Source organism: Campylobacter sp. 110 (genome assembly GCF_002383965.1).
GTDB classification, from domain to species: Bacteria; Campylobacterota; Campylobacteria; order Campylobacterales; family Campylobacteraceae; genus Campylobacter_D; species Campylobacter_D coli.
Map to the genome: position 1 here is coordinate 36,721 of NZ_NXBD01000015.1, position 25,756 is coordinate 62,476.

Here is a 25,756-nt window from a genome sequence, read left to right on the forward strand (position 1 = left end):
TTCTCCTTAGCTTTCTAAAATCAATTTTTTTAAAACAGCCATTCTGATAGCAACGCCATTTTTAACTTGTTTTAAAATTAAAGCTCTTTCATCATCCATCACTTCATCGCTTATATCGATATTTCTATGTACAGGGCCAGGATGGAGTAAGATGAGTTTTTTATCTTTAATCAAATCAAGTTTGATACAAAAATCATTCGCATAATCTTTTAAAGAGGCATAAATGATTTTATTATGTCTTTCTGTTTGCGTTCTTAAGCTCATTATAATATCGGTTTTTGAGATTAAATCTTCATTTAAAGAATAAGATTTTTTTAAAGGTGAATGAGGCATAAAATGAGGTGGTGCTACAAGGGTGATATCCAAACCAAATCTTGTTAGAAGCTCAGCGTTTGAAGAGGCAACTCTTGAATTTTTAATATCTCCTACGATTAAGATTTTTCTACCCTTGATATCACCTTTAAAATGTTCATAAATTGTAAAAAGATCAAGTAGGGCTTGAGTAGGGTGTGCATGTTTGCCATCTCCACCATTTACAACAGGACAATGCATATGAGAAGCTAAAATATGAGGTACTCCTGAATTTGCATGTCTTACTATGATAGCATTAGGACTCATAGCATCTAAATTAGCCGCTGTATCATAGAGTGTTTCGCCTTTGCTAGAGCTTGATCTTGAGACATCGAGGCGTAAAATTCTAGCTCCTAGTCTTCTTGCAGCACTTTCAAAGGATGAGAGTGTGCGTGTGGAATTTTCAAAGAATATCGTTGTAACACTTTTGCCCTCAAGTAGAGTTCTAGGTTTTTCATCTAAAAAATTTCTTGCTTCTTCAAAAAGCTCCATTATTTCATCATTAGTAAAATCTTTTGTTGTGATGAGATGCCTCATTGTCTTTACCTTATATCGTAATTTAACTCATCTTTAGAACAAATAGCGCTAAATAAAACATCTGTTGAGCTATTTAATGCCGTTTCAACGCTGTCTTGTACCACGCCTATGATAAATCCTATCGCAACTACTTTCATAGCGATATCATAGTCTATATTAAATAAAGAGCAAGCTAAAGGGATAAGTAAAAGCGAGCCGCCTGCTACGCCACTTGCGCCACAAGCTGCAAAAGTAGCGATAATGCTTAATAAAAAGGCTTGTAAAAAACTTACTTGTATGCCAACGCTATGTGCGGCGCTAAGACTTAATATAGCTATGGTTACTGCTGCACCTGCCATGTTTATGGTTGCTCCAAGAGGGATGGAGATACTATAAAATTCTTTATTGATTCCAAGTTTAGCGCAAAGTGCCATATTTACAGGGATGTTTGCAGCCGAGCTTCTTGTAAAAAAAGCAAAAAAAGCGCTGTGTCTTAAGCAGATAAAAATCAAAGGAAAAGGATTTTTTCTAGTATAAATGAAAACAATTAAGGCATTGATTACAAAGGCAACAAAAAGCATAGTAAGTACAAGCAATACTAAGAGTTTTGCGTAGCTTAACAATCCTTGCGCTCCTGTTTGTGCTACAGAATTAGCCACAAGTCCAAAAATTCCAAAAGGAGCAAGCTTTACTATAAATTTAACAATTTTTAAAACCCCTTCATTGATATCTACAAAAATTTGCTTTGCTTCTTTTGAACAATTTTTCAAAGCTATACCACCGCCTATTGCCCAAGCTAAAATTCCTGAATAATTTCCACTTGAAAGTGCATTGATAGGATTATCTACTATATTTAAAAGTAAATTCTTAAAAATTTCATTTAAATGCATAGGAGAAGTATTTTCTGCTTTTTGAACTCCTTCTAGGACTAATTCCACAGGAAACATAAAACTCGCAATCACTGCACAAGCTGCTGCTAAAAAAGTTCCTACAATATATAAAATGACAATATTTCTTATCTTAGAACTACTTTGAGAAAAATCTCTCGTACAAATCGAAGTTAAAATGAGTATAAAGACAAGAATAGGAGCTATAGCTTTTAAAGCATTGGTAAATAAAACTCCCAATAAATTGACAACTTCAGCTATTTCCTTAGAGCTTATTCCTACAAGTATACCTAAAATTATACCTGCGCAGATTTGAAGGATTAGACTGCCTTTGGCGTAGCTTTGAACTAGTTTTGAGAACATAAGAACCTTTATTATTTTGAAATTTGATGCAATATATCGGGCTTGATTTTAACGAACTTTTGCTTAATTTTAGTGAATTTTTTACAGCATTAAGCTTGAATAAATTTATTTGAGTTAGAATTGTAACTCATTTTTTTATGAAAGGACTTTTTATGTATCTATTCACTTCAGAAGTCGTAAGCGCAGGTCATCCAGATAAATGCGCTGATATAATCGCTGATACGATAGTGGATATACTCTTGAAAAATGACAAAAATTCAAGGGTGGCGAGTGAGGTTTTTGTCGCAGGAAATAAGGTTGTGATAGGAGGCGAAGTTAAGTCAAATCACAAGCTTAGTAAAGCTGATTACGATAATTTAGTTAAAGATGTTTTAAAAAACATTGGTTATGATGGAGCAGGGTATTTTAGCAAGGAACAATGCTTACATCCTGATGAAGTCGAAGTTATGGTGTTTTTAAATGAACAAAGCCCTGATATCAACCAAGGTGTAGATCAAGAAGATGGCGAAACAGGAGCGGGCGATCAAGGTATTATGTTTGGTTTTGCAAGTTGTGAAGCTGAAGAATACATGCCAGCAGCTATTAGTTATGCAAGAATGCTATGTGATAGAGTTTATGCTTATGCAAAAGCTCATCCACAAGAGTTGGGTGTAGATATTAAAACTCAAGTGACTATTGATTATGGTACAAAGGCGAATTTTGAAAATTGTAAACCGCAAAGTATTCATACTATCGTTGTTTCTGTGCCTTGTGTTGAAAGTATGAAAATAGAGGATTTAAGAGCTTTAGTAAATAAATTGATCCTAGAAAGTGATTTACCAAAAGAACTTTTTGATCCTAATAAAACTAGAATTTTAATCAATCCAACAGGAAAATATGTCAATCATTCTTCTTTACATGATAGTGGTTTAACAGGAAGAAAGCTTATAGTGGATAGTTTTGGGGGATATGCTCCTATAGGAGGGGGTGCGCAATCTAGCAAGGATTATACCAAGGTTGATAGAAGTGGACTTTATGCGGGCAGATGGCTTGCTAAAAATATAGTCGCAGCAGGACTTGCTAAAAAGTGTATAGTTCAACTCAGTTATGCTATAGGTGTTGCTAAACCTACTTCTGTAAGTGTAGATTGTTTAGGAACCAATACAGGGGTAAATGATGATGTTTTAAGTGATTTTGTAATGAAAAATTTCTCTTTAACCCCAAATTGGATTCGTGATAAATTTGGTCTTGATAAACCTAGCAAAGAAACTTTTCTTTATGCTGATGTAGCAGCTCGTGGACAAGTAGGACAAAAGGATTATCCTTGGGAAAAACTTGATGCTATAGATCAATTTAAGACTTTAATCCAATAAGCCTTGTTTTTCAAGGCTTATCATACTTTAAATTTCATCTTAATATAAAACCAATTTAAAATTCAAACTTTATCAATAGACTTATTGAGATTGTAAAAGAATATATAGGCAAGAGTATCCATGATACAAGGTATGGGGATATGATAGTTATTTCTTATGAATACGAAGAAGACAGAAAAAGTTTATTTGTAATAGCGGAGAGAAAAGAAGATAAGCGATTGTTTAAATATCTAACAAGAGATTTTAAAGATTTAAAGGCTTTATAAAAAGCAAAGGATAAAGCCGAAGAGTTATTTTATCTTGATAGCGAAATGGTTAAAAACTCTAAAAAAATGCAAGGGATATTAAAAGGCTTGATTGATAAAAATAATTCTTAAGCTCTAATATCTATGCTTTTTGGTGCAGAATTTAAAGAAAGGATTTTATTAAATTCTCCTGCATCATCATCACTAAATTTCATACCAAAAAGAAGTTCTAACTCATCGCTTGTGCCAAATTTATTTTCCAGTAGCTTTTTTAAAAGCTCATTCATTTTATTATCATCTTTATAGGTTTCGCTTGAACTTTGCGCTTGTATAGGTTTAAATGGCTTTTTTTGTCTTCTTCTGAAGTTTCTTTGTTATTTGTATTTTTTGTAGGATTGTTTAAATTTTCTTTTTGTTCTAGTATTTTTTGTTTAAAATCATCAATGCTCATATCTGAATTTAATAAATCAAAAAGCTTAAAAATATCTCCTTTAAAATTCATACTATTTTCACTTATGAATTTGTTTAAATTATCAATTTCACTTTGACTCATAGTTTTATCAAATCCTTGCATTTTGCCTAAAATACTTGTTTGTCCTTCGATAAAATAGTTTTTTGCTTGAAATCCAGTAAAGAAAGTCATAAAAATACCACTTTTTGTTATAGTTTTATCATTATTACTATAAGGAGTAGGATCTATTAAAGAATATTTAAAAATATCACTTTTATCATCAAGTGAGAAAAAAGTCATTATTTTTATATTATGGGAAGTCGGAGAGTAATTTTGATAATTAGACATAAAATCTTTATACTCTTTATCATTTAAATTATATTTTTTATTTATCTCCAAAGTATTTTGATTAAATTCGAAACCTTGTGGTATTTTTACTAAGTCTTCTTTTGTAAAATTGATTTTATTGTTTAATTCATCATTTAAAAGTTGTGAAAATACTTTATAAGCATTTCCTATACTTTTTGCTATATCAATATTAATATAACTTGATAATAGACTTTTTGTTTGAATATTAACAAAATTTTCTATATCTTTAGCATAAATCTTATAATCTTTTGGTAAGCCTGCAGCTTCGTTAAAATTGCTTGTAAAAAAGCCATCTTTATCTACGCCATATCCTAGCATTTTACTTACTGCCCCAGATTTATCGCTTACAAGGTTTGAAGTTTCATTTATAGCATTAGATGATTTTGTATTTGAAGTATTATTACTAAAAGTATTTGTATAATTGTAGCTTGAATAGGAATTTATACCATTAATCATCTTTGCCACCTTATAAATCAAACTTTATTTACAAGATAAATCGGCAAAAATGATTTTTTCTTAAGTAAAAATTGTATTTAATGAGGAATTCCTGCTGTTAATCCACCATCAATCAAATAAAGTCCACCAGTTATAAAACTTGCCTTTGGACTTGCTAAAAAATAAATCAGCTCGGCTACTTCATTGGCTTGTCCTACTTTTTTTAAAGGATATTTTTCTGCTTCATTTTGCCAATAAAAATCTGTATTTCCACCATGTGTAATGTTGGCAAAGTCTTGAAATAATCTCTCTGCCATCGGTGTTTTGATAGTTCCTGCACATACAGCATTTACTCTAATTTTTGGTGCTAAATCTAAGCTTAAAGATTTTGTTATTTGTCCTAAAGCACCTTTAGTAAGTCCGTATGCAAAGCTATTTGGCTTTCCTATAAAACATTGGTCAGAGGCATTGATTACAATACTTCCGCCTTCTTTTTTCATGTGAGGAATGGCGATCCTCATGGTGTTTACATAGCCATAAATATTGGTTTGAATAATCAAATCAAGCTCCTCATCGCTAATATCAAGAATGGTATTGCAGCGATGAATTCCTACATTTAAAGAAATTACATCAAAATTTCCAAATTTTTCTACTGCTCTAGCGACAGTATTTTTAATATCTTCTTTATTTTTTGTATCTCCTGCTATAAATAAGACATCTTTTAAATTATTCGCTATTTTTTATCCTTCTTCTTGATTGATATCCATAAAGGCTACTTTATAGCCTTCATTATGAAATTTATGTACACAAGCATTGCCAATACCAGTAGAGCCTCCTGTAATAAATACAACTTTATCCATAGCATTATCTCCTTTTGTAAATTATAAAGAAATTATTAAAACATATCTAATTTTAAAATATCTTAAAATTAAAATTTAATGATTAATTTTTTGAGAGCTTGTGTATTTAATATAATTTTTTTGCACAAAGATAAAAATTTTTTAACTTTTATCTTGCTTGTTAAAATAATTTTTAATCTTTTGCACAAATTTTTCTTTAGGTTTGATTACACCACTTTCCTTGCCATTTGTGGCATGGTATACACTAACTCCATATTTGCTTGCATAAAATTGCATGAGTAGTTTTTGTAGTTTGTATTCGCTAGAATAATTAAACCAAGCATTATTACTTATAGCTATAATAATTTTTGAATTTTTATAATTTTGTTCTTTTGTAGCTTCGTAACAAATAGCATTAGTAATGATTTGATCATTGAGTTTGTATTTGCTTTGTAATGGTCCTTGATCAAATTCTGCTATATTGGGTAAGAAGTATTTTTGTATTGTTTTTTTGAAAAATGGAATTTCTTCGCCAAAAGGTACTAAAAAATGTTTATTGAGTATATAGCTATTGCCTCCTTTAAAAATATATGTACTATTGTAAGTTTTACCCTCTTGTATGTTAAATGCTCCAGTTATGATGATAATTTGGTATGATAGCTCTTTTAGCATTTTTTCGTATGAGGTGTTTTTGAGATTAAATGCAAAAGCGGTTTCTGGTAAGATGACGAGCTCTTTTTTTTCATTGATGGCTTGAATAATTTCTTTGATTAGATTGTCTGAATTTACAGATACATTTTCTTGAAGGAATTTTTGATCTTGAGATATATCTGTGGAGATAAGCTTATAGGATAGATTTAGCTCTTCTGCTTTTTTTTCATCGTATTGAAAGCCTATAAAAAATATAATTAAGAGAATAGCAATTTTATAATATCTTGAAATATAATTTTCATGAATAATATATGCTAGTAAAAAAATACAAATAATACCACGATAACTTGGGTCAAAAAAACCATATACAGTATAAACTCCCCAATTAAGCCAATCAAAGCCTAAAGGATGAATAAAGCTTAAACAAAAAATTCCACAAAGGCGTAAAAAATCGAATTTAAATAAATAACAAATTCTAAAGAGTATTCCATAAACTATACCTATAAGGATAATAACTATAGGTACTAAATAATTTAAGTCAAAATAAATCGAAGAAAGTCCTATCCACCAAAACCAAAGTATCCCTACAAAAAATCCTATCCAAAAATATTGCTTAGGACTTTTGCTTTTTAAAAGCAAGACTAAGCCCCAAATTGCAAGAAATGAACTGATCACTTGGGTAAAAATATTTTCAAAAAAAGATAAATAAATACAATTTGAAAGCAAAAATGCTATAAAAAAGACTTTTATTATTTTAAAAATGGTAGAATTAGTGTTTAATTTTTTTGGAATAAAGGAAAAATATGGCAGAAAATTCAATTTTAACTTCATTGTTACCTCTTGTTGTGCTATTTGCAATTTTTTATTTTTTGGTTATAAGACCACAACAAAAACAAGCAAAAGCACATAAACAAATGCTTGAGTCTTTGCAAAAAGGAGATAAAATCATCACTAATGGCGGACTTATTTGTGAAGTCGTAAAACCAGAGGACGATTTTATCAAAGTTAAGCTTAATGAAGACAATGTTACTGCAAAAATTTCAAGAGAATTTATAGCAAAGAAAATTGATGCGTAATTCTAAAATCACTTATCGATTGGTTGTTTTTATTGCGGTATTTATTTTTGGAGTTGTTTTTTCACTCCCTTCTTTTTTGCAATCCGAGCGAGGAGTGAAAATCAATTTAGGACTTGATTTACAAGGCGGACTTTGTATGCTTTTGGGTGTAGATAATCAAGAGGCTGTAAAATCTAAAATCAAATCCGTCGCTTCTTCTTTGAGTTATTCTTTTAACAAAGAGAATATTTTAAACGATGGATTAAATATCCATGATGATAGTTTGGATTTTACTTTATTAGATAATGCAGATATAGTTAAGACTGAAAATTTACTCAAAGAAATTAACGGGCTTAATGTACAAAGAGAAGATATGCATTATACAATTTCTTTTACCCCAGAAGAGGTTAAAAGTATAGAGAATTTTGCTCTTTTGCAAGCAGTTGAGACTATTAGAAATCGTTTGGATCAATTTGGTTTAGCAGAACCGACGGTCGCAAAACAAGGCGAAGATAAAATCTTAGTCGAATTGGCAGGAATTAAAACCAAAGAGGATGAACTAAGGGCTAAAGAGCGCATTACTAAAGCAGCTCATTTGCAACTCATGGAAGTGGATGATTCTAAAATGAGTCAAGCTTCTAATATGAGTGATGCTGAAGCGGCAAGCTATGGGCTTGTTTTAGTTCCTGATTCTAGAAATCCAAATTTAAAATATCCTTTAAAAAGCATTCCTATTTTAGATGGTTCTATGCTTACAGATGCTAGAGTAGGGCTTAGTGATACGAGTAATTATCCTGTTATTAATTTTACTTTAAATGCTGAAGGTTCTAAGAAATTTGCTGATTATACAGGAGCAAATGTTGGAAAGCGTTTGGCTATCGTGCTTGATAATAAAGTATATTCTGCTCCATCGATTAATGAACGCATAGGCGGTGGAAGTGGTCAAATCAGCGGGGCTTTTACTCAAGAAGAAGCACGAGATGTGGCTGTGGCTTTAAGAAGTGGGGCTTTACTGGCGCCAGTTAAACTTTTAGAGCAAAGAAGTATAGGTCCATCTTTGGGTGCTGATAGTATTAAAATGAGTATGATAGCTCTTATAGGTGCTTCGATTTTTATCGTGGTATTTATGGTGCTTTATTATGGTATGGCAGGAATTTTTGCAAATATTGCAATGCTCGTTAATGTTTTGGTTGTTGTGGCTGTAATGGCAATGTTTGGTGCAACTTTGACTTTACCAGGTATGGCAGGACTTGTTTTAACTGTAGGTATGGCTGTTGATGCCAATGTTATCATTAATGAGCGTATCAGAGAGCTTTTGCGCGAGGGTGCAAATATCAAAGCAAGTATAGAGCAAGGTTATAAAAATGCTATGAGCGCGATAATAGATTCTAATATCACCTCTCTTGTAACCTCTATAGCACTTTATGCTTATGGAACAGGTGCTGTTAAAGGATTTGCAGTGACTTTAGGAATTGGTATTGTTGTTTCTATGATTACTGCTATTTGGGGAACGCATGGAATGTTTGATTATTTTATGCGCCGTATTGAAAAAAGTAATAATACAAGATTTTGGTTTGGTTATAGGAGAAAATAATGCAGTTTTTTAGCGAAAAGAAAATTTATGATTTTATGAGAATGCGTTTTGCTGCAATTTCTCTTTCTATCGTTTTATTTTTTGGGTCTATTTATTTGCTTTGGGATAGGGGTTTGCAATTTGGTATTGACTTTAGTGGAGGTACTTTAATCCAGCTTAAATACGATACAGCAGCTCCCATTCCTCAAATTCGTGAAATCTTAGAAAAACAAGGCAGTTTTCAAAATTTATCCGTAACTGAATTTGGAAGCAAAGAAGAGATTACTATCCGTTTTTTAGGAAGCAATGATAGCTTAGGTAGTGATATAGGAGAGCATATTAGCACCCTTTTAAAAGATACGGGCAAATTTGAAGTGCGTCGCGCGGATGTTGTGGGTCCAAAAGTGGGCGATGAGCTTAGAAATAAAGGTATTATGGCTATCATTGTATCCTTAGTAGCGATTTTAATTTATATCGCAATACGCTTTGAATGGCGTTTTGCATTAGCGGCAATTATTAGCGAAATTCACGATGTTGTGATTACTTTAGGGGCGATTTCATTGTTTAAAATCGATGTAAATTTAGATACCTTGGCTGCGGTTTTAACAGTGCTTGGATATTCTTTAAATGATACAATCATCATTTTTGATAGAATTAGAGAGGGAATTAAGACGAGTAAAAAAAGCGAGCTTGCTCCTATTATTAACGAAAGTGTTTCAGCAACCCTATCTAGAACGGTATTAACTTCAGGTCTTACTTTGGCCACTGTTGTCATACTTTATTTTTTTGGCGGAGAGATGATACAAGGATTTTCTTTGGCTTTGATAGTGGGTATTGTTGTAGGAACTTTAAGTTCTATTTTTGTAGCTAGTCCGACTTTACTTTGGTTTAAATTCAGTGTTATTGATTTTAGAAATAAAGAGCTTGAAAAACTTAAAAGAAAGCAAGAAAAAGAACGCAATCGTGCAATGTATGAAAAAGGAACGGTTTAAAGGAATATTATGGCTTATGATGCAAATTTAATAGAAAAAAGATGGCAAGAAATTTGGGACAAAAATGAGTATTTTGAACCCAAAGATGATTTAACCCTACCTAAAAAATATATTTTATCTATGTTTCCTTATCCAAGTGGTCGTATACATATGGGACATGTGAGAAATTATAGTATAGGTGACGCTATTGCTAGATATTATCGCAAGATAGGTTATAATGTTTTACATCCTATCGGTTTTGATAGTTTTGGTATGCCCGCTGAAAATGCAGCTATTAAGCACAAAATTCATCCAAAATCTTGGACTTATGAGAATATAGCCTATATGAAAAATGAACTTTTTTCTTTAGGGTTTTCTTTTTCAAAAAAAAGAATGCTTGCAACCTCTGATCCGCTTTATACAAAATTTGAACAAGAATTTTTTATCAAAATGTATGAAAAAGGTTTGATTTATACCAAAGAAGCGAATGTAAATTGGTGCGAGCAAGATCAAACCGTTTTGGCAAATGAGCAAGTAGAAGATGGAAAGTGTTGGCGTTGTGGACATGAAGTGGTTCAAAAAAAGATGCCAGGGTATTATGTAAAAATTACAGCCTATGCAGAGGAACTTTTAAGCGAACTTGAAAATTTAAAAGATAAGTGGCCTTCTCAGGTTTTAACCATGCAAGAAAATTGGATAGGTAAAAGTGAAGGTTTGGAATTTTCTTTAAATTTAGACAAAGAAAGCTTGGAAAAAACAAAGACACAATCTTTTGAAGTTTTTACTACTCGCGCAGATACTATTTATGGTATTTCTTATGTAGCTTTAGCACCTGAACATAAAATTGTGCAAAATTTAATACAAGCAAATTGTTTAGATGATGAAAAAGTAGAACAAATTAAAAATATGCAAAAACAAAGCGCTAGGGAAAGACAAATAGCTGATAAAGAAGGGTGTTTTTTAGGAATTTACGCTATCCATCCTTTGACTCAAGAAAAACTCCCTGTTTGGGTGGCAAATTTTGTTTTAGCTGATTATGGTAGTGGGGCTGTAATGGCTGTTCCAGCTCACGATGAGAGAGATTTTGAATTTGCTAATAAATACAAACTTGAAATCAAGCAAGTGATTGAGTGTGAAGATGCACAGCTTCCTCATGTTCAAAAAACAGGAAAGCTTATCCAAAGTGGTGAATTTAATGGGTTTGATTGCAATGAAGTAAGAGCGAGAATTATTTCAAAATTTGAAGATGAAAAACTAGGAAAAAGGGTTATTAATTTTAAAATTCGCGATTGGGGAGTTTCTCGCCAAAGATATTGGGGTGCTCCTATACCTATGGTAAAATGTAAAGCTTGTGGGATCGTGCCTCAAAAAATTGAAAATTTACCTATTACCTTACCTGAAGATATTCAAATCACAGGAGAGGGTAATCCGCTTGAAAAGCATCCCACTTGGAAAAATTGCACTTGTCCAAAATGCGGACAAGAGGCTCAAAAAGAAAGCGATACTTTAGATACTTTTTTTGAAAGTTCATGGTATTTTGCACGCTTTGCAAGCGATGAGAAAACATGGCAAGAAAAGGCTTTGGATAAAGAGAGTGTGAAATATTGGATGAATGTTGATCAATATATAGGTGGCATAGAGCATGCCATTTTACATTTGCTTTATGCAAGATTTTTTCAAAAAGTTTTAAAAGATTTAGGCTATTTAGAGGATAATGAGCCTTTTGCTAGACTTTTAACTCAAGGTATGGTTTTAAAAGATGGTGCCAAAATGTCTAAATCCAAAGGAAATGTAGTCGATCCTGATGATATTATCAATAAATACGGAGCCGATACTGCAAGACTTTTTATCCTTTTTGCTGCACCTCCTGCTAAAGAACTTGAATGGAATGATGATGCGGTTGAGGGGGCTTATAGGTTTATTTGTAGGCTTTATGATAGGGCTCAAAATGTAAGAGCTGGGGAGCTTTTAGAATTTAAGCATGATGATTTAAATAAGGAAGAAAAATACGCTAGATTGAAAGTGTATGAAGCTTTGAAAAAATCTTTTGAAGTTTATACTCAAAGCTTTGCTTTTAATACCCTAATCGCTGCTTGTATGGAAGCGCTTAATGCTTTAGCTCCTTGTAAAAATGAAGCTTTAGAACAGGAAGCTTTTTATATTATCTTAAATATTTTAGAACCTATTATTCCTCATGTGTGCTTTGAATTAAGTGATAAGCTTTTTAAATGTGAGAATTTTAAGGTTTTAAATTTAAAAGAAGAAGTTTTTGTAAAAGATAGTTTAAATTTAGGCATCAGCGTAAATGGCAAAAAGCGTGGAGAAATTGAAGTTTCAAGCTCGGCAAGTCAAGATGAAATTTTAGAGCTAGCAAAGCAAAAAGTTTCAAAATGGCTAGAGGGTAAAAACATAGTTAAAGAGATTTATGTAGAGGGAAAACTGGTAAATTTGGTGATAAAATGAAAGGAATTTTATTTTTTATCGTAGCTTTGTTTTTAGGGGCGTGTGGTTATGTTCCAACTTCAAAAGTAGCGGATAATATTTTTGATGATAAAGTATATGTGAATGTGGAATTAAGCCTTCAAGATCCTAGAAACAGTATTTTCGTAGCCGATACGCTTAAAGAGATGGTTATTTCAAAATTGGGACGAAGATTGGCTTTAAAACATGAGGCAGATGATGTGATCAATGTTAGGATGAATAATCTTGAATTTATCCCTTTAATCTATGATCAAAATGGTTATGTTGTAAGCTACAAAGCCAAACTTAATCTAGAATTTAAAGTGGTATTTAAGGATGGTAGCGTCGAACATTTTAATACAAGTGGAAGCTATAATTTTGATATATCACCTAACAGTATTATCAGTGATACAGCGCGCTACGAAGCTATACGCTCAGCTTCTAGCGAAGCTTTTGATGAATTTATTTCAGTAATAGCTATCAAGGGACAAAAGCGTGCTGCCCAATATTAATGAAATAGCAAAAGAAACTTTAATTACGCTCAAAGATAGAAAGCTTCGTCCTACCCCTGAAAATTATACAGAAATTTTTGAAGAGCTTTCTAAAAAATATGGTTTAATAAGCTCAAATAAAGCCAAGCTTGAAAAATATAAAGCTTTGCTTTTACCAAACTATCAACAAGAGTTAAATTCTAAATCCATCCGTACTTTAGAAGAATTAATAAGCTTTTTAATCTCCGCCTTAAATAGGCAAAATGGAAAACAATTCAGTGAATTTTTTGATTTTTTAGCTACTTTATCCAAGAGTTTACAAGTAAGTAGGGATAAAAAAATTAGAGACTTGGCTAAAATTACTTCTATTAGAATTTCAAAAACTATGGACAGCGAAAGTATTTATTTGCTTTCTAAAAAATGGAAAGAATTTGAAAAAAGCTATAATGAAAGTGATTTAGAAGGCGAACTAAGAAGATATGGTATCGCAAAATATGATGATTTTGATACGGTGGTTAGAAAACTTTTAAATAAGTTAGAAGAAAGAAGTTTAGAGGTTTTTGCTGAGCTTTTAACCTCTTGTTTAAATCCATCTTTAGTTGAGGATCTTAAAATTCACGGCTTTGCACAAAATTTACTTCAAAGGCCCTTTCTTTTAAGTGAAAGCAGTTTTAAAAATGAACTTTTGGAATTTGTCAATCGTCGCGTGATGGTTGATAATATGTACGTGCAAAAAAATTTAAATTTTTTTAATGATAATTTAAAAAAGATCTATGAGCTTTTTATATTGCTAAATAAGTCCAATGAACAAAATATAGATTTTATAAACACCTTAAAACCCGATAACAAAGGAGAGGTAAAACTTAGTTTTGAACTTTTAAAGCAAAAATTTATGCAGCTTAGCGAGAAGATTAATTCTTTAAATGCACAAATTGAATTTACGCAAAATTTAGAAGAGCGCGAATCTTGGAGTGTTTTAAAAGAGCTTGAGAGATTGGATGAGAATTACAACAAGTATAAGGTTAATTATTCTTTAGCATTGTTTTCTATAAAAAATTATCGTTTTATTATGGAAAAATATGGAGTGGGTAGTTTAAACGAGATTTTTGTGCGTTTTAAAAAGATTTTAAAAGAAAGTTGTACTGAATTTGATGAACTTTGGATGTTAGATGAAAAGAGTTATCTTGTTATATCGCCTGGAAGAAATAAAGAAAAAGTCGCACAACTTGTTCGAGAAAATTTAAAGACTATTGAAAATTTTCGTTTTATTTACAAAAAAGATATTATTACTCCAAAGATTATCACAGCTTATTTGGATAAACAAAGCATGCCTCATGTCAATATTTTAGAAAAATTAATAAATGAAATTTCAAATTTAGATGAAAGAAACGATGCAAAAGATCAGTAAAGTTGATGAATTTTTAGCACAAAAGAGTACAAATTATGACAAGATTGATCGTTTTGTTATGTTTAGAATGTATGAAAAATATAAAACAAATTTCCAAGTTAAACCTATTATCCATATCATAGGGACAAATGGAAAGGGAAGTACGGGTAGATTTTTAACTCAACTTTTAGAAGGTTTAGGTTTTAAAGTGGGGCATTATACAAGTCCGCATATTTTTGAATTTCGTGAACGCTTTTATAAAAATGGAGATAGTGTTAGTGAAAATGATTTAGAGCTTGCACATAAAAATTTGCTAGATATTTTTAAAGAGGATTTAAAAAAACTTAGCTATTTTGAATACGCCACTTTTTTAGCGGTGGAGCTCTTTAAAGATTGTGATTATATGATTTTTGAAGCAGGGGTAGGGGGTGAATATGACGCAACTTCTGTTTTTGATAAAAAACTGAGTATTTTTACAAAGGTAGGGTTTGATCATACTCAAATTTTGGGAGATACTTTAGAAAAGATTGCTAGAACAAAATTCAAAGTTATGGCAAAACAAGCTTTGATTTCAAACGAGCAAGACGAAAGAGTTTTGCAAATGGCTCAAAAAATAGCATCTCTAAAAAACACAAAATTGTATTTTTCATGGCAGCCTAAGGGTGAAATTTTAGAGCAGCTTGATGATTATGTTCAAAAATACAACCTACCTGAATTTTTAAGACACAATTTAATTTTAGCCTTAAATGCATTAGAAATATTACTTTCTAAAGAAAAACTTAGTCAAGCTTTGCTAAAATTAGGAAAATTAAAATTAAAAGGACGCTGCGAGCAAGTTGCGTCTAATTTATATGTGGATGTGGGCCATAATGTTATGGCTGCTAACGCCTTGTGTAAAAAATTTATAGGTGAAAAACTTGTTTTAGTCTACAATTCTTATCTTGATAAAGATATTTTTGAGATTTTAAAAACATTAAAGCCTATTATTGATACAATAAAAATATATAAATATGTAAGTTTAGAAAGAAGATTGGCTAATGATGAAATTTATCAAGTTGCCAATGATTTAAATCTTAGGTGTGAAGAATTTGTTTCTTTAGATGAAAGGAAAAAAACTTTAGTTTTTGGTTCTTTCGCCTTAGTCGAAAGTTTTTTAAAGGAGTGGAGTGATAAAAAATAAATTTACCATCACCATTACAGATATCAATGGTTCAAGGCATTTTTATTTAAATCAGATTATTAAAAAAATCGTTCTTTATGTAGTAGCTTTTATATTTTTATTTTTAATTTTTAGCGGTTTTTATATTAAATATCTTGACAGTAAACTCAGCGATATCAGTACTAAAAGAGAAGAGCTTTTAGTAAAGAGCAAGGAGTTAGAGCTTGCTAATGCGCAAATGCAAAAAAAATGTTGAAGAAAAGGCAAAGCAATATGCAGCCATAGAAGATAAGATCGCTTCTTTTGAAGAAGCTTTAGGTCTAGAGGCTGAAAATAATCTTACTATTACAGATAGACTTGATAACTTAAAGCTTACAAATGAGCAGCAAATTGGGATATTGGGGCAAATTCCCAATGGATGGCCTATTGAAAATAAAGGAGTTACTGGGAATTTTGGATGGAGAGAGCATCCTCTTTTAAAAAGAAGAGAATTTCATCCAGGCATTGATCTAAGAGCAGCAGTAGGTACGCCTATATATGCACCTGCTAACGGAGTTGTCGAGTTTTCAGGATATAGCGATAATGGTTATGGCTATAATGTTATTTTATTGCATAATTTTGGCTTTAAAACTGTTTTTGCTCATATGGTACGAAAAGACGTTGTCAAAGCGGGTCAGTTTGTCAATAAGGGCCAATTGATAGGTTATACTGGCAATACAGGACTTTCAACTGGTCCGCATTTGCACTATGAAGTGAGGTTTATTAATAAAACCTTAGAGCCTTTATATTTTTTAAATTTAGAAAGAAAAAATATGAATGAATTTTTTAATCAAGAAAGGAGAGTTCCATGGCAATCTTTAATAAAAGCGGTAACAGCACAGCACTTAGCTCCAGTTCCGAAACAACAGTAATTTCATCAGGTGCGAGAATAGAGGGTAAGTTTTATTTTTCTTCTATGCTCCATGTAGATGGAGAGCTTAATGGTATAGTGCATTCTGAAAGCATAGTGGTTATAGGAAAAAATGGGAATTTAAAGGGCGAGCTTAAGGCTGATAAGATAGTTGTTAATGGCTGTTTTGAAGGTGATTTAGAGGCTGACAGCCTTGAAATATTAGCAGGCGGCGTGGTTGGTGGAAATATTAGCATTAAAGACTTGGCTATAGAAAATGGCGGTCGTTTTAATGGGACAAGCAAGATAAAGCAGGAAGAGCCTGTAAGGTTGTTAGAGAATAGCTCAGAATAATGCAAGCAAATTTTTTTGAGTATTTGCAAGGTTCAAATATAGCACAATTGGTACTTTGCGAAGATGATAAAGAATCTTTTTTGCTTTCTCAAGTTGCTCTTTTTAAGGGTTTGAAAACATTCGTTTTACCTGATTTTAGAGCTGAATTCGGGGATGATTTAAGAGCTTTTTCCAAAGAGCTTTTTGAGCTTTGCAAAGTTTTAAATGCTTATCATAAGGAAAAAGATACTAAAATTCTTATCTCCCCTTTATCTACTATACTTAAAAAATTACCTGGTCAAAAACATTTAAAAAGCTATAATCTTTCCAAGAAGAATGCTTTTGATTTAAGTGAATTTAAAAATGAACTCATCAAGCTTGGATATGAATTTGTGGATATGGTCCAAGATAAGGGTGAAGTGAGTATACGCGGAGAGATTATCGATATATTTTGTATTAATGAAGAATTACCCACTAGGGTTTTACTTTTTGGAGATGAGTTAGAAAGCATTAGAAAATTTGATCCTATGAATCAAAAATCATTTCCCAAAGAATATGAAGAGCTTGAAATTTGTCCTTTTTTGACATATTTTTCTGAAGAAAATTATGAAGATTTTAAAGACAAACTAGAAAATTTCAATAGCGATGTTTTGGTCAATGATATTAATTCTTTAGGATTTTGGTGTATTGATGATTTTTGTGATTATTTAGAACTTGATTTTATAAGTATTAAAAAATTCAATCAAGAAGAATGGGATAAAGATCTTAGTAAAATCAATGCTAAAATTATATCCCAAGCCTCTGTTTATAAGGATTTAAAAAGTTCTTATAATAAAGACTTTTTTTCTTTGCATCAAAATAAAAAAATTATAATTTTGGCTAAAAATGAAGCCTTGTTTAAAGCTTTAGAGCTTGAAAATACACAAAATATTTCTTTTCAAAAAAGCGATTTAATCCTTAATTTAATCAGTAATCAAGAGCTTATCATTTCATTAAATCATAAAGAAAAACAAAAATACAAGCGTAAAGCAAATCTGATTATAGATGAGTTAAAAATCGGCGATTTTATCGTTCATGAGGATTATGGTGTAGGTAAATTCTTAGGCCTTGAGATGATTAGCATTAGTGGAGCTAAGAAAGAATTTGTTGCGATTGAATATCAAAATAGTGACAAGCTTCTTTTGCCGGTTGAAAATCTTTATATGATAGACAAGTATTTAGGAGCAAGCGGAGGGATACCACTTTTAGATCGCTTAGGAAAAATGACTTTTATCAGGCTCAAAGAAAGATTAAAAACCAAGCTTTTAGCCATTGCTTCTGAGATTGTTATTATGGCGGCTAAAAGAGCCTTGATTAAACCAAAAGAAATCAAGATAGATTATGCAGATCAAGCTTATTTTGTTTCAAAAGCTGGATTTTCTTATACACAAGATCAAAACAAAGCTTGTGAAGAAATTTTAAACGATTTTGAAAATGGTAAAGTGATGGATAGGCTTTTAAGTGGCGATGTGGGTTTTGGTAAAACCGAAGTTGCGATGAATGCTATTTATCCTGTGGTAAAAAGTGGTTTTTGCGCTTTTTTCTTTGCGCCCACTACGCTTTTATCTCATCAGCATTATAAGAGTTTAAAAAAGCGTTTTGAGTCTTTTGATATTGAAGTTTTTAAACTGGATCGTTTTACAAGCACCAAAGAGAAAAAAACCTTAATGTTGAATTTAGAGCAAAACAAACCCTGTGTGGTGATTGGCACCCATGCACTTTTAAATGTAGAGTGTGAAAATTTAGCCCTTGTTATCATTGATGAGGAGCATAAATTTGGAGTAAAGCAAAAAGAAAAATTAAAAGAATTGACTCAAAATTCTCATCTTTTATCTATGTCAGCTACTCCTATACCAAGGAGTTTAAATCAAGCCTTAAGCTCCATAAAATCTTATAGTGTTTTACAAACCCCTCCAGAAGATAGACTTGATGTTAGAACCTTTGTGAAAGAAAACGATGATGCGCTTTTAAAAGAAGCTATAACAAGAGAATTAAGACGCGGCGGACAAATTTTTTATATACACAATCATATTGCAAGTATAGAACAATGTAAAAAACATTTACTTGATTTATTTAAAAATTTAAGGATTTTGATTTTGCATTCTAAAATTGACGCAAAGATTCAAGAAGAAGAAATGCTTAAATTTGAAAATAAAGAATACGATTTACTTTTAAGTACTTCTATTGTTGAAAGCGGTATTGATCTACCTAATGCAAATACTATGATAGTTGAAAGAAGCGATAGGTTTGGAATGGCTGATTTACACCAATTACGTGGCCGTGTAGGCAGGAGTGATAGGCAGGGGTATTGTTATTTTTTAGTTGAAAACAAAGAAGAGCTTACTCAAGATGCATTGAAGCGACTTATCTCTTTAGAGAGTAATTCTTATTTGGGAGCAGGTTCGGTTTTAGCTTATCATGATCTTGAAATTCGCGGAGGTGGAAATTTATTAGGCATCGATCAAAGCGGTCATATAGAGCAAATCGGACTTAGTTTGTATATTAAAATGCTAGAAGATGAGTTAAATGCACTCACTAAAAAGGAAAGTTTTGAAGAGAAAAAAATAGACTTAAAACTTACTATTAATGCTTTTTTAAATTCAGAACTTATCAATGAAGATCGTCTAAGATTAGAGCTTTATCGTAGGCTTAGTAAGTGTAAAAACATAGATGAAGTCTATGAGATTGAAGGTGAGATAGAGGATCGCTTTGGAAAACTTGATCTTTATACAAAGCAGTTTTTAATGCTGATTATAATTAAAATTTTAGCTTTGGGGAAATTTAAAACCATAAGCAATTTTGAGCAAAATATACAATTTGTAAAAATCAATGATGAAAAAGAGTTTATTAAAGCAAGAAGCAAAGATGATGATGATATTATAGAAGCAGTTTTAACATATTTAAGGAAAGACAGACAATGATTGATTGGGATAAAACTTATGCGGCAATTTATAGATCTAGAAAGGATTATTTAAAGCCCATTGTAGATCTTGATAATATCAGCTTGAATGATTTATTGGGCATGGAAGAGCAAAAAAATGCTCTTTATCAAAATACTTTAAATTTTATCCACGATAAAGGAGCAAATCACGCACTTTTATGGGGTGCTAAGGGTACGGGTAAATCAAGCTTAATTAAAGCTATTTTTAATGAATTTAAAGACAAAGGCTTAAGACTTGTAGAATTAGCTAAAGATGATTTATTTGCTTTAGTTGATATTATCGATGAGCTAAGAGAGCAGCCTTTTAAATTTATATTATTTTGTGATGATTTTTCCTTTGAAAAAAACGATGATAGTTATAAATTTTTAAAGCCTTTGCTAGAGGGTAGCATAGAAGCACCTCCACGAAATATTATTATTTATGCTAGTTCTAATAGACGTCATTTATTAAGTGAAAGTATCAGCGATAATCAAGGTGTTCAAGTCGCTCACGCAGAGCTTCATGCAAGTGATGCGGCTGAGGAGAGATTGAGTTTAAGTGATAGATTTGGTCTTTGGCTTAGTTTTTATCAAGGGAATTTAAACGAGTATTTAAAACTTGTTGATTTTTATTTTAAAGATATAAAATGCGATAAGGAACTTTTACATAAAAAAGCAAAAGAATTTTCAAATTTAAGAGCAAGTAGAAGTGGAAGAACTGCAAAGCAATTTTATTTAGCTTTTAAGGAAAGTATTGAATGAATGGTGCTGATATCTTTAAAAAACTTCTTGCTTGCAATTTGGATTTTAAAGAATTTGATTGGCTTGAAAATCAAGGTTTGAGTGATTTTGAGCTTTTAATTTCTGTGATTTTAACCCAAAATACAAAATGGGATAATGTCTTAAAGGCTTTAAATAACTTAAAAAATGCGCAAATTTCAAGCTTGGAGCAGCTTTTAAATTTATCCAACTTAGAACTTGCTACACTGATAAAACCAAGTGGATTTTACAATACCAAAGCCAAGCGTTTAAAAGAATTGGCAAGTAACATTTTAGATACTTACAGCGATATAGAAAATTTTAAGAAAAATGTAGATCGAGAATGGCTTTTAAATACCAAAGGTTTGGGTTTTGAAAGTGTGGATAGTATTTTAAATTATCTTTGCAAAAGAGAAATTTTGGTTGTAGATAGCTATACGCAAAGATTGGCTATGCATTTGAGTTATGAATTTGAAAATTATGAAGATTTAAGAGAATTTTTTGAAAGTGGTATAGAAAATGAGCAAGAAAATTTGTGTCAAATTTTAGAAAAAAAATACGAGCTTTTCGAACTTTATCAAATTTTTCATGCTGTGATTATTGCTTTTGGAAAAGTTGCCTTCAAGGGAGCAAAATTGACTTTAGAGGGTGAAAATTTGATTCAAAATTTAAAGGAAGAGTAATGAAAGCAAAGGGAAGTGATTTAATTCCTGTATTGAGTATAGCAGGAAGTGATTGTAGTGGCGGGGCTGGTATACAAGCTGATCTTAAAACTTTTAGCGCTTACAATCTTTTTGGTATGAGTGTTGTTTTAAGTGTAGTAGCTGAAAATACTGCAAGAGTGATTTCAGTTCATGATATACCCGTTCAAAGTGTGGATGAGCAAATGCTTGCTGTGTTTGAAGATATAGTGCCAAAGGCGACTAAAATAGGAATGATAGGAACTTGTGAGTTGATGGAGTGTGTGGCTAGAAATTTAGAAAAATTCAAACCTCAAAATGTAGTCATTGATCCTGTGATGTTTGCAAAAAATGGTTTTGCTTTAATGCCACAAGAAAATTGCGATTTTTTTAAAAAGACTATAGTGAAATTTGCAGATATTCTTACGCCTAATATCCCAGAAGCAGAATTTCTTTGTGATTTTAAAATAAAAAATGAAGAAGATATGATAAAAGCAGCTAAATATCTATGTACGCAAGGAGCAAAAGCTGTTTTACTTAAAGGGGGGCATAGTGAAGAAAATGCCAATGATATACTTTTTGATGGTAATGAAATTTTTATTTTAAAAGGTGAACGCATAGAAACAAAAAATACTCATGGCACAGGTTGTACACTCTCTTCGGCAATTGCTAGTAATTTAGCCTTAGGGAAAGATTTATTTGATGCTGTAAGCGAGGCAAAAGAATATGTAAGAAATGCGATTTATTATTCTTTAAATTTAGGCAAGGGTTGTGGGCCAACTAACCATTTTTTCAGGTTTTTAAATGAAAAATGATTTAGATCTTAGTCTTTATCTTGTAGCAAGTCGTGGAAAAAAAAGTGATGAGCTTTTTTTAAACACGCTTGAAGAAGCGATAAAAGGCGGAGTAAGTATAATCCAACTTCGCGAAAAAGAATTAAACTCAAGAGAAATTTACAAGCTTGGCTTGAAAGTACAAAAGCTTTGCAAGGAGTATGAAATACCCTTTTTAATCAATGATAGAATCGATATCGCCTTAACTTTAGATGCTGATGGGGTGCATTTGGGACAAGAGGATTTAGAAGTGCGCTTTGCAAGAAAAATTTTAGGCAAAGAAAAAATCATAGGCTTAAGTCTTAAGAACTTAGAACAATTAAAAAATATTGACGGGGCTGATTATTTAGGTTGTGGTGCGATTAAGGCTACTCCAACTAAAGAAAGTTCTGTTATAAGTTTTGAAACCTTGAGTCAAATTTGCGAGAAAAGTCCCGTAGGCGTGGTAGCAATAGGCGGGATTGATAAAGAGCTGATTAAAGAGCTAAAGGGCATTAAAATAAGTGGCATTGCAGTAGTTAGAGCCATAATGGATGCGCAAAATGCTTATTTGGCAGCTAAAGAACTTAGGCAAGAAATGAATGAAAATTTATCTTTTAAATGAGACTGTTTTTGAGGGTGTGGAAAATCTTGTTTTAAATGAGATAGTTTTTTATGATTTTAGTGTCAATTTAGATGAATTTGATGCTTTACTTTGTACTTCAAAAAATGCCCTAAAGGCTTTAAAAAAAACAAAAAATAGTTTAAATTTAGATATTAATGTATATGCAGTAGGGCAAAACACTGCTCAATTTGCTAAGGATATGGGTTTTAAAAAGGTTCAATTTGCGCCAAAATCTTATGGAAGTGAGCTTTTTAATCATTTTAAAGAGGAATTAAAAAACCAAAAATGTCTTTATTTAAGGGCTGAAAATATAGTTTCTACTTTAAATTTAGATCTTAGAACTTATGGGGTAGATTTACAAGAAATCATTGTTTATAAGAATGTTTTTAAAGAGGGCAAACAAACAATCCTTCATCCTGCTATTTTTATTTTTACTTCTCCTTTGAGTGTGGAAAATTTTTTTAAACAATATGATTTAAAAAAGGAAGATAAGGTCATAGCAATAGGGCAGAGCACAGCAAAAAAACTTACTCATCTAGATCATCTTTTTATAAGTTCTAAACAGGATTTAAAAGAGTGTGTGAAATTGGCTAAAAGTCTTATTTAGTTTGATTCCAAAATGATTCTTTTGTATGCAAGATAAAGGTTTTATTTATTAAAATTTCATCATTGACATTTTTTTGTGTATTTAACGCTATGCTCATATGCGCGATTATGATACCATCTTGGCTTAAATTTGCATCTTTGTTGATCGCTTGAAATTTGAAATTTTTACATTGAGCTATGGGATAGTGGTATTGTATTTTGATTTTATCGTTTAAATTAGGATAGTGAAGCGTGATAGAATCTAAACATTCCTTTCCGTCTAATTTAGCTTGATAAAGTAAATATTTAACGAGTTTCTCATCGGCTAAAATTTGGGCTTGTAAATAATAATAAGCATCTTTTACAAATCTTGGTATATAGCTTGAAGTGGTGATATTTAAACTAAGCCATATCCCTAAAGCACTGATTAAAAATACCAAGGATAGTAAAATATAGGCTCGTTTCATATAAATAACCTTTTTGTAAGGCAATATTCTTGCTCTTGTTCTTTTGAACATACTTTAAGTTTTTGTTTTTGTATTTCAAATAAGCTTACATTATCCATAAATATAGAGTATTGCTCAAGCTGATTATCAAAATAAGGATAGAGCTCATAATGAATTTTATCTTCTTTAAGAAATAATTTTATTCTAGCTTGGATAGGGATAAATTTACCCTTAAAAGAAGTAGTGATATTGTTTTCTGAATGAATGAATATTTTTTTTAATTTCTTTACCTACTAGAGCATAGACGATGTTTTGTTTATCGTTGTATAGTTCTTTTCGATTTTGAAGTTGAAGTTTAAAATTACTATTGGGAGAATATAAACTTGTATTGTTTTCTAAAATAAGGCTAGAATTGAGTAATTTTTCTTTATTATCATCAAGATATAATAAATCATCTTTAAGCAAACAGCTTATATGATTTGGCTCAAAAGTAATATTAGTACAAGTTTGAAGCAATTTTTCTAATCTTAACACACTTAAATGAGTTTTTAGTATCAAATCTTTCATTTTTAATTGTTGATTGTTTAAATAATAAAATTCCCACAATGTCCTTGATAGAAAAAGTGCTAAAAATCCGATTAGAATTAATACAAGAATAGTTTCAAAAAGACTAAAAGCTTTATTCATCGTAAAAATATAGGGAGTAATCTTGATTTTGAATATGTAATTTTTTAAATTGAAAGATATTATCATTTGCAGAGTTTTCTTTAAGATCAAAAGTTTTTAAATTCTGTATATGAAGTTTTATATCTCTTTGATGAGGATCGGTATAAAGTTTATCTTGCAGTGTGTATAATCTTTCAAAATAATTTAAATAATCATGATTGTCATTTAGCTGATAAAATAATTTAGAAATACTTGTAAAAATTAATCCTAGGATAATTATACAAAGAATTAATTCTAAAAGCGAGAATGCAACTTTCATGTTGCACTAGCATTAAGAGCCTCAAAGAAAGTCCCACGGATACCTTTTTGCTCTAATACTTTAATCCCTTTTATAGTAACACCTGCAGGCGAGCAAATATTTTCCTTAATGATGGCTGGGTGCTCGTTTTCTAGCAAGGTTGCAGCACTTTTAAAAAGCGAACGAGTGAGATTTAAACTCAGCTCTTTTGATAATCCTTCATACACGCCAGCATTGGCAATGCTTTCAGCTACTAATGCTAAAAAAGCAGGAGCGCAACCGCTTATAGCCATGGCAGCATTCATTTGTTTTTCTTCGTTTAACGCATAAGCTTTGCCAAAAGTATTTAAAATTTCTATGATTTCATCTTTAAAATTTGAATTTTTTAAAACATAAGGAGTTGTGGAAGCTTTATATTTAGCTGCTGTATTTGGCATTATCCTTGCATAATTTTGGGCTTGGATAAGTCTTAATTTATCAAAATCCGTATTGGCTAAAACTGAAATTAAAATTTTTGCCTTGCCTTTTAAATTTGCTGCGACACTTTCTAAGGCATAAGGTTTAAAAGCTAAGATAATATTTTTATTTTCTATATTAAAATCTTTATAGAGTAAAGTTTTAAAACCTTCTTTTTCTAAAATTTGAAGTTTTTCTAAATTTCTACCGACTATATAGATATTATAAGAATCTTTTAATCCATAAGCCAAAGCTTGCGCCATCGCACCATTAGCAAGTATATATAAATCAGCTTTCATTACTTCTTAATATAATTTGCAATTTGATCCGCTTGAAAAAAGTTAGGATAAGCTACAGTATCTAAGATTACTTGCACCATGGAATTATTATCAAGATTAATAACCACAGGAGCTAGGAAATTTACAGTAGATTCTTCTATACTTTTAGCAATTGCTACTATATTGAAAATTTTCATATTTGACTCTGGTGTCAAAGAAAGCAATTCTTGGTAGTATGTAGGTATCTCAAATTCATAATCTGGTCTTATAAGATAAGGATTAATAAGAACAAAAGAAAAATCTTTTCCATCAAGACTTTTAAGTCTTACAAACACTTCATCAATGGTTGAAAATTCCATATTTTTGGTTTCTTCAAAACCTAAGATAGGGCATTTAACAGCTAGTGTCATTTTTT

At 31.2% G+C, this 25,756-nt stretch carries 23 protein-coding genes and 4 pseudogenes; 17 read left to right on the forward strand and 10 right to left on the reverse strand.

Translation table 11 applies throughout. From position 1 onward, the window contains the following. Window positions 1-6: 6 nt before the first annotated feature. Both BGS43_RS00765 and sstT read right to left on the reverse strand, forming a co-directional pair. Entirely contained in the window at window positions 7-888 is an 882-nt protein-coding gene (locus BGS43_RS00765) for an aspartate carbamoyltransferase catalytic subunit (protein ID WP_002826088.1), read from the reverse strand. Between the two features lie 5 nt (window positions 889-893). After that, entirely contained in the window at window positions 894-2,117 is a 1,224-nt protein-coding gene (gene sstT, locus BGS43_RS00770; RefSeq protein ID WP_096568450.1) for a serine/threonine transporter SstT, read from the reverse strand. A gap of 152 nt (window positions 2,118-2,269) precedes the next feature. On the opposite strand from sstT, the gene metK reads away from it, so the two are divergent. Together metK and BGS43_RS09980 are read left to right on the forward strand one after the other, a co-directional pair. Next, window positions 2,270-3,469, forward strand: a complete 1,200-nt coding sequence (gene metK / locus BGS43_RS00775) for a methionine adenosyltransferase (protein ID WP_042962346.1) — start codon at window positions 2,270-2,272, stop codon at window positions 3,467-3,469. A 140-nt stretch (window positions 3,470-3,609) separates the two neighbouring features. Then, window positions 3,610-3,735 (forward strand): hypothetical protein, encoded by a 126-nt coding sequence (locus BGS43_RS09980; protein ID WP_002790149.1) that lies wholly within the window; start codon window positions 3,610-3,612, stop codon window positions 3,733-3,735. Window positions 3,736-3,842: 107 nt separating this feature from the next. Here the strand turns inward: BGS43_RS09980 and BGS43_RS00785 are convergent. The 3 genes and pseudogenes from BGS43_RS00785 to BGS43_RS00795 form a co-directional block, all read right to left on the reverse strand. Then, window positions 3,843-4,990, reverse strand: a pseudogene (locus tag BGS43_RS00785) (Cj0814 family flagellar-dependent secreted protein). A gap of 77 nt (window positions 4,991-5,067) precedes the next feature. Beyond that, window positions 5,068-5,829, reverse strand: a pseudogene (locus BGS43_RS00790) (SDR family NAD(P)-dependent oxidoreductase). Window positions 5,830-5,970: 141 nt separating this feature from the next. After that, window positions 5,971-7,290, reverse strand: a complete 1,320-nt coding sequence (locus BGS43_RS00795; RefSeq protein ID WP_096568453.1) for an apolipoprotein N-acyltransferase — start codon at window positions 7,288-7,290, stop codon at window positions 5,971-5,973. Here BGS43_RS00795 and yajC point away from each other — a divergent pair. The 15 genes and pseudogenes from yajC (at window position 7,263) to BGS43_RS00870 (ending at window position 23,219) form a co-directional block, all read left to right on the forward strand. Further along, entirely contained in the window at window positions 7,263-7,535 is a 273-nt protein-coding gene (gene yajC, locus BGS43_RS00800; RefSeq protein ID WP_002777154.1) for a preprotein translocase subunit YajC, read from the forward strand. The genes BGS43_RS00795 and yajC overlap by 28 nt on opposite strands. Further along, complete coding sequence (gene secD, locus BGS43_RS00805; RefSeq protein ID WP_096568455.1) at window positions 7,528-9,108, forward strand: protein translocase subunit SecD; 1,581 nt, start codon at window positions 7,528-7,530, stop codon at window positions 9,106-9,108. Before yajC ends, secD begins: the two co-directional genes overlap by 8 nt. Further along, window positions 9,108-10,079, forward strand: a complete 972-nt coding sequence (secF, locus tag BGS43_RS00810; protein WP_002777148.1) for a protein translocase subunit SecF — start codon at window positions 9,108-9,110, stop codon at window positions 10,077-10,079. The genes secD and secF overlap by 1 nt, the downstream gene beginning before the upstream one ends. Before the next feature lie 9 nt (window positions 10,080-10,088). Then, window positions 10,089-12,521: a leucine--tRNA ligase gene (gene leuS, locus BGS43_RS00815; RefSeq protein WP_096568458.1), complete on the forward strand. Its 2,433-nt coding sequence runs from the start codon at window positions 10,089-10,091 to the stop codon at window positions 12,519-12,521. Next, window positions 12,518-13,030: an LPS assembly lipoprotein LptE gene (gene lptE / locus BGS43_RS00820; protein WP_002777144.1), complete on the forward strand. Its 513-nt coding sequence runs from the start codon at window positions 12,518-12,520 to the stop codon at window positions 13,028-13,030. Before leuS ends, lptE begins: the two co-directional genes overlap by 4 nt. Further along, window positions 13,014-14,417 (forward strand): hypothetical protein, encoded by a 1,404-nt coding sequence (locus BGS43_RS00825; RefSeq protein ID WP_025399049.1) that lies wholly within the window; start codon window positions 13,014-13,016, stop codon window positions 14,415-14,417. The genes lptE and BGS43_RS00825 overlap by 17 nt, the downstream gene beginning before the upstream one ends. Further along, window positions 14,389-15,576 carry a Mur ligase family protein gene (locus BGS43_RS00830; protein WP_044600976.1) on the forward strand — a complete coding sequence of 396 codons (1,188 nt, stop codon included), beginning with the start codon at window positions 14,389-14,391 and terminating at the stop codon, window positions 15,574-15,576. Before BGS43_RS00825 ends, BGS43_RS00830 begins: the two co-directional genes overlap by 29 nt. Further along, window positions 15,563-16,466 (forward strand): annotated as a pseudogene (locus BGS43_RS00835) (peptidoglycan DD-metalloendopeptidase family protein). The gene BGS43_RS00830 and the pseudogene BGS43_RS00835 overlap by 14 nt, the downstream one beginning before the upstream one ends. Next, entirely contained in the window at window positions 16,403-16,798 is a 396-nt protein-coding gene (locus BGS43_RS00840; protein WP_002824845.1) for a bactofilin family protein, read from the forward strand. The pseudogene BGS43_RS00835 and the gene BGS43_RS00840 overlap by 64 nt, the downstream one beginning before the upstream one ends. Then, window positions 16,798-19,737, forward strand: a complete 2,940-nt coding sequence (locus tag BGS43_RS00845; RefSeq protein WP_057040483.1) for a DEAD/DEAH box helicase — start codon at window positions 16,798-16,800, stop codon at window positions 19,735-19,737. The genes BGS43_RS00840 and BGS43_RS00845 overlap by 1 nt, the downstream gene beginning before the upstream one ends. Next, entirely contained in the window at window positions 19,737-20,498 is a 762-nt protein-coding gene (locus BGS43_RS00850) for an ATP-binding protein (protein WP_072215388.1), read from the forward strand. Before BGS43_RS00845 ends, BGS43_RS00850 begins: the two co-directional genes overlap by 1 nt. Next, window positions 20,495-21,178, forward strand: a complete 684-nt coding sequence (locus tag BGS43_RS00855) for a 3-methyladenine DNA glycosylase (protein WP_002824849.1) — start codon at window positions 20,495-20,497, stop codon at window positions 21,176-21,178. The genes BGS43_RS00850 and BGS43_RS00855 overlap by 4 nt, the downstream gene beginning before the upstream one ends. Next, the gene (thiD, locus tag BGS43_RS00860; RefSeq protein WP_002824851.1) at window positions 21,178-21,990 is read left to right on the forward strand and encodes a bifunctional hydroxymethylpyrimidine kinase/phosphomethylpyrimidine kinase; all 813 of its coding nucleotides are present in this window, start codon (window positions 21,178-21,180) and stop codon (window positions 21,988-21,990) included. Before BGS43_RS00855 ends, thiD begins: the two co-directional genes overlap by 1 nt. Further along, window positions 21,980-22,612 (forward strand): thiamine phosphate synthase, encoded by a 633-nt coding sequence (thiE, locus tag BGS43_RS00865; RefSeq protein ID WP_002824853.1) that lies wholly within the window; start codon window positions 21,980-21,982, stop codon window positions 22,610-22,612. The genes thiD and thiE overlap by 11 nt, the downstream gene beginning before the upstream one ends. Continuing rightward, the gene (locus BGS43_RS00870) at window positions 22,590-23,219 is read left to right on the forward strand and encodes a uroporphyrinogen-III synthase (protein ID WP_025399044.1); all 630 of its coding nucleotides are present in this window, start codon (window positions 22,590-22,592) and stop codon (window positions 23,217-23,219) included. Before thiE ends, BGS43_RS00870 begins: the two co-directional genes overlap by 23 nt. Here the strand turns inward: BGS43_RS00870 and BGS43_RS00875 are convergent. The 5 genes and pseudogenes from BGS43_RS00875 to fliW all read right to left on the reverse strand — a co-directional run bounded on the left by BGS43_RS00875 (window position 23,212) and on the right by fliW (window position 25,751). Then, entirely contained in the window at window positions 23,212-23,664 is a 453-nt protein-coding gene (locus BGS43_RS00875) for a hypothetical protein (RefSeq protein WP_002777117.1), read from the reverse strand. The genes BGS43_RS00870 and BGS43_RS00875 overlap by 8 nt on opposite strands. After that, window positions 23,661-24,330, reverse strand: a pseudogene (locus tag BGS43_RS00880) (hypothetical protein). The gene BGS43_RS00875 and the pseudogene BGS43_RS00880 overlap by 4 nt, the downstream one beginning before the upstream one ends. Beyond that, window positions 24,323-24,628: a hypothetical protein gene (locus BGS43_RS00885; protein ID WP_052784994.1), complete on the reverse strand. Its 306-nt coding sequence runs from the start codon at window positions 24,626-24,628 to the stop codon at window positions 24,323-24,325. The pseudogene BGS43_RS00880 and the gene BGS43_RS00885 overlap by 8 nt, the downstream one beginning before the upstream one ends. After that, complete coding sequence (locus BGS43_RS00890) at window positions 24,625-25,362, reverse strand: pyrroline-5-carboxylate reductase (RefSeq protein ID WP_002824859.1); 738 nt, start codon at window positions 25,360-25,362, stop codon at window positions 24,625-24,627. The genes BGS43_RS00885 and BGS43_RS00890 overlap by 4 nt, the downstream gene beginning before the upstream one ends. Continuing rightward, entirely contained in the window at window positions 25,362-25,751 is a 390-nt protein-coding gene (gene fliW / locus BGS43_RS00895; protein WP_002777093.1) for a flagellar assembly protein FliW, read from the reverse strand. Before fliW ends, BGS43_RS00890 begins: the two co-directional genes overlap by 1 nt. Between the last annotated feature and the right edge of the window lie 5 nt (window positions 25,752-25,756).

What these genes read in the sequence shown, in the direction of transcription:
- BGS43_RS00765 (WP_002826088.1), bottom strand. Translation starts at nt 888, where the DNA reads ATGAGGCATCTCATCACAACAAAAGATTTTACTAATGATGAAATAATG.
- sstT (WP_096568450.1), bottom strand. Translation starts at nt 2,117, where the DNA reads ATGTTCTCAAAACTAGTTCAAAGCTACGCCAAAGGCAGTCTAATCCTT.
- metK (WP_042962346.1), top strand. Translation starts at nt 2,270, where the DNA reads ATGTATCTATTCACTTCAGAAGTCGTAAGCGCAGGTCATCCAGATAAA.
- BGS43_RS09980 (WP_002790149.1), top strand. Translation starts at nt 3,610, where the DNA reads ATGATAGTTATTTCTTATGAATACGAAGAAGACAGAAAAAGTTTATTT.
- yajC (WP_002777154.1), top strand. Translation starts at nt 7,263, where the DNA reads ATGGCAGAAAATTCAATTTTAACTTCATTGTTACCTCTTGTTGTGCTA.
- BGS43_RS00795 (WP_096568453.1), bottom strand. Translation starts at nt 7,290, where the DNA reads ATGAAGTTAAAATTGAATTTTCTGCCATATTTTTCCTTTATTCCAAAA.
- secD (WP_096568455.1), top strand. Translation starts at nt 7,528, where the DNA reads ATGCGTAATTCTAAAATCACTTATCGATTGGTTGTTTTTATTGCGGTA.
- secF (WP_002777148.1), top strand. Translation starts at nt 9,108, where the DNA reads ATGCAGTTTTTTAGCGAAAAGAAAATTTATGATTTTATGAGAATGCGT.
- leuS (WP_096568458.1), top strand. Translation starts at nt 10,089, where the DNA reads ATGGCTTATGATGCAAATTTAATAGAAAAAAGATGGCAAGAAATTTGG.
- lptE (WP_002777144.1), top strand. Translation starts at nt 12,518, where the DNA reads ATGAAAGGAATTTTATTTTTTATCGTAGCTTTGTTTTTAGGGGCGTGT.
- BGS43_RS00830 (WP_044600976.1), top strand. Translation starts at nt 14,389, where the DNA reads ATGAAAGAAACGATGCAAAAGATCAGTAAAGTTGATGAATTTTTAGCA.
- BGS43_RS00840 (WP_002824845.1), top strand. Translation starts at nt 16,403, where the DNA reads ATGGCAATCTTTAATAAAAGCGGTAACAGCACAGCACTTAGCTCCAGT.
- BGS43_RS00845 (WP_057040483.1), top strand. Translation starts at nt 16,798, where the DNA reads ATGCAAGCAAATTTTTTTGAGTATTTGCAAGGTTCAAATATAGCACAA.
- BGS43_RS00855 (WP_002824849.1), top strand. Translation starts at nt 20,495, where the DNA reads ATGAATGGTGCTGATATCTTTAAAAAACTTCTTGCTTGCAATTTGGAT.
- thiD (WP_002824851.1), top strand. Translation starts at nt 21,178, where the DNA reads ATGAAAGCAAAGGGAAGTGATTTAATTCCTGTATTGAGTATAGCAGGA.
- thiE (WP_002824853.1), top strand. Translation starts at nt 21,980, where the DNA reads ATGAAAAATGATTTAGATCTTAGTCTTTATCTTGTAGCAAGTCGTGGA.
- BGS43_RS00870 (WP_025399044.1), top strand. Translation starts at nt 22,590, where the DNA reads ATGAAAATTTATCTTTTAAATGAGACTGTTTTTGAGGGTGTGGAAAAT.
- BGS43_RS00875 (WP_002777117.1), bottom strand. Translation starts at nt 23,664, where the DNA reads ATGAAACGAGCCTATATTTTACTATCCTTGGTATTTTTAATCAGTGCT.
- BGS43_RS00885 (WP_052784994.1), bottom strand. Translation starts at nt 24,628, where the DNA reads ATGAAAGTTGCATTCTCGCTTTTAGAATTAATTCTTTGTATAATTATC.
- BGS43_RS00890 (WP_002824859.1), bottom strand. Translation starts at nt 25,362, where the DNA reads ATGAAAGCTGATTTATATATACTTGCTAATGGTGCGATGGCGCAAGCT.
- fliW (WP_002777093.1), bottom strand. Translation starts at nt 25,751, where the DNA reads ATGACACTAGCTGTTAAATGCCCTATCTTAGGTTTTGAAGAAACCAAA.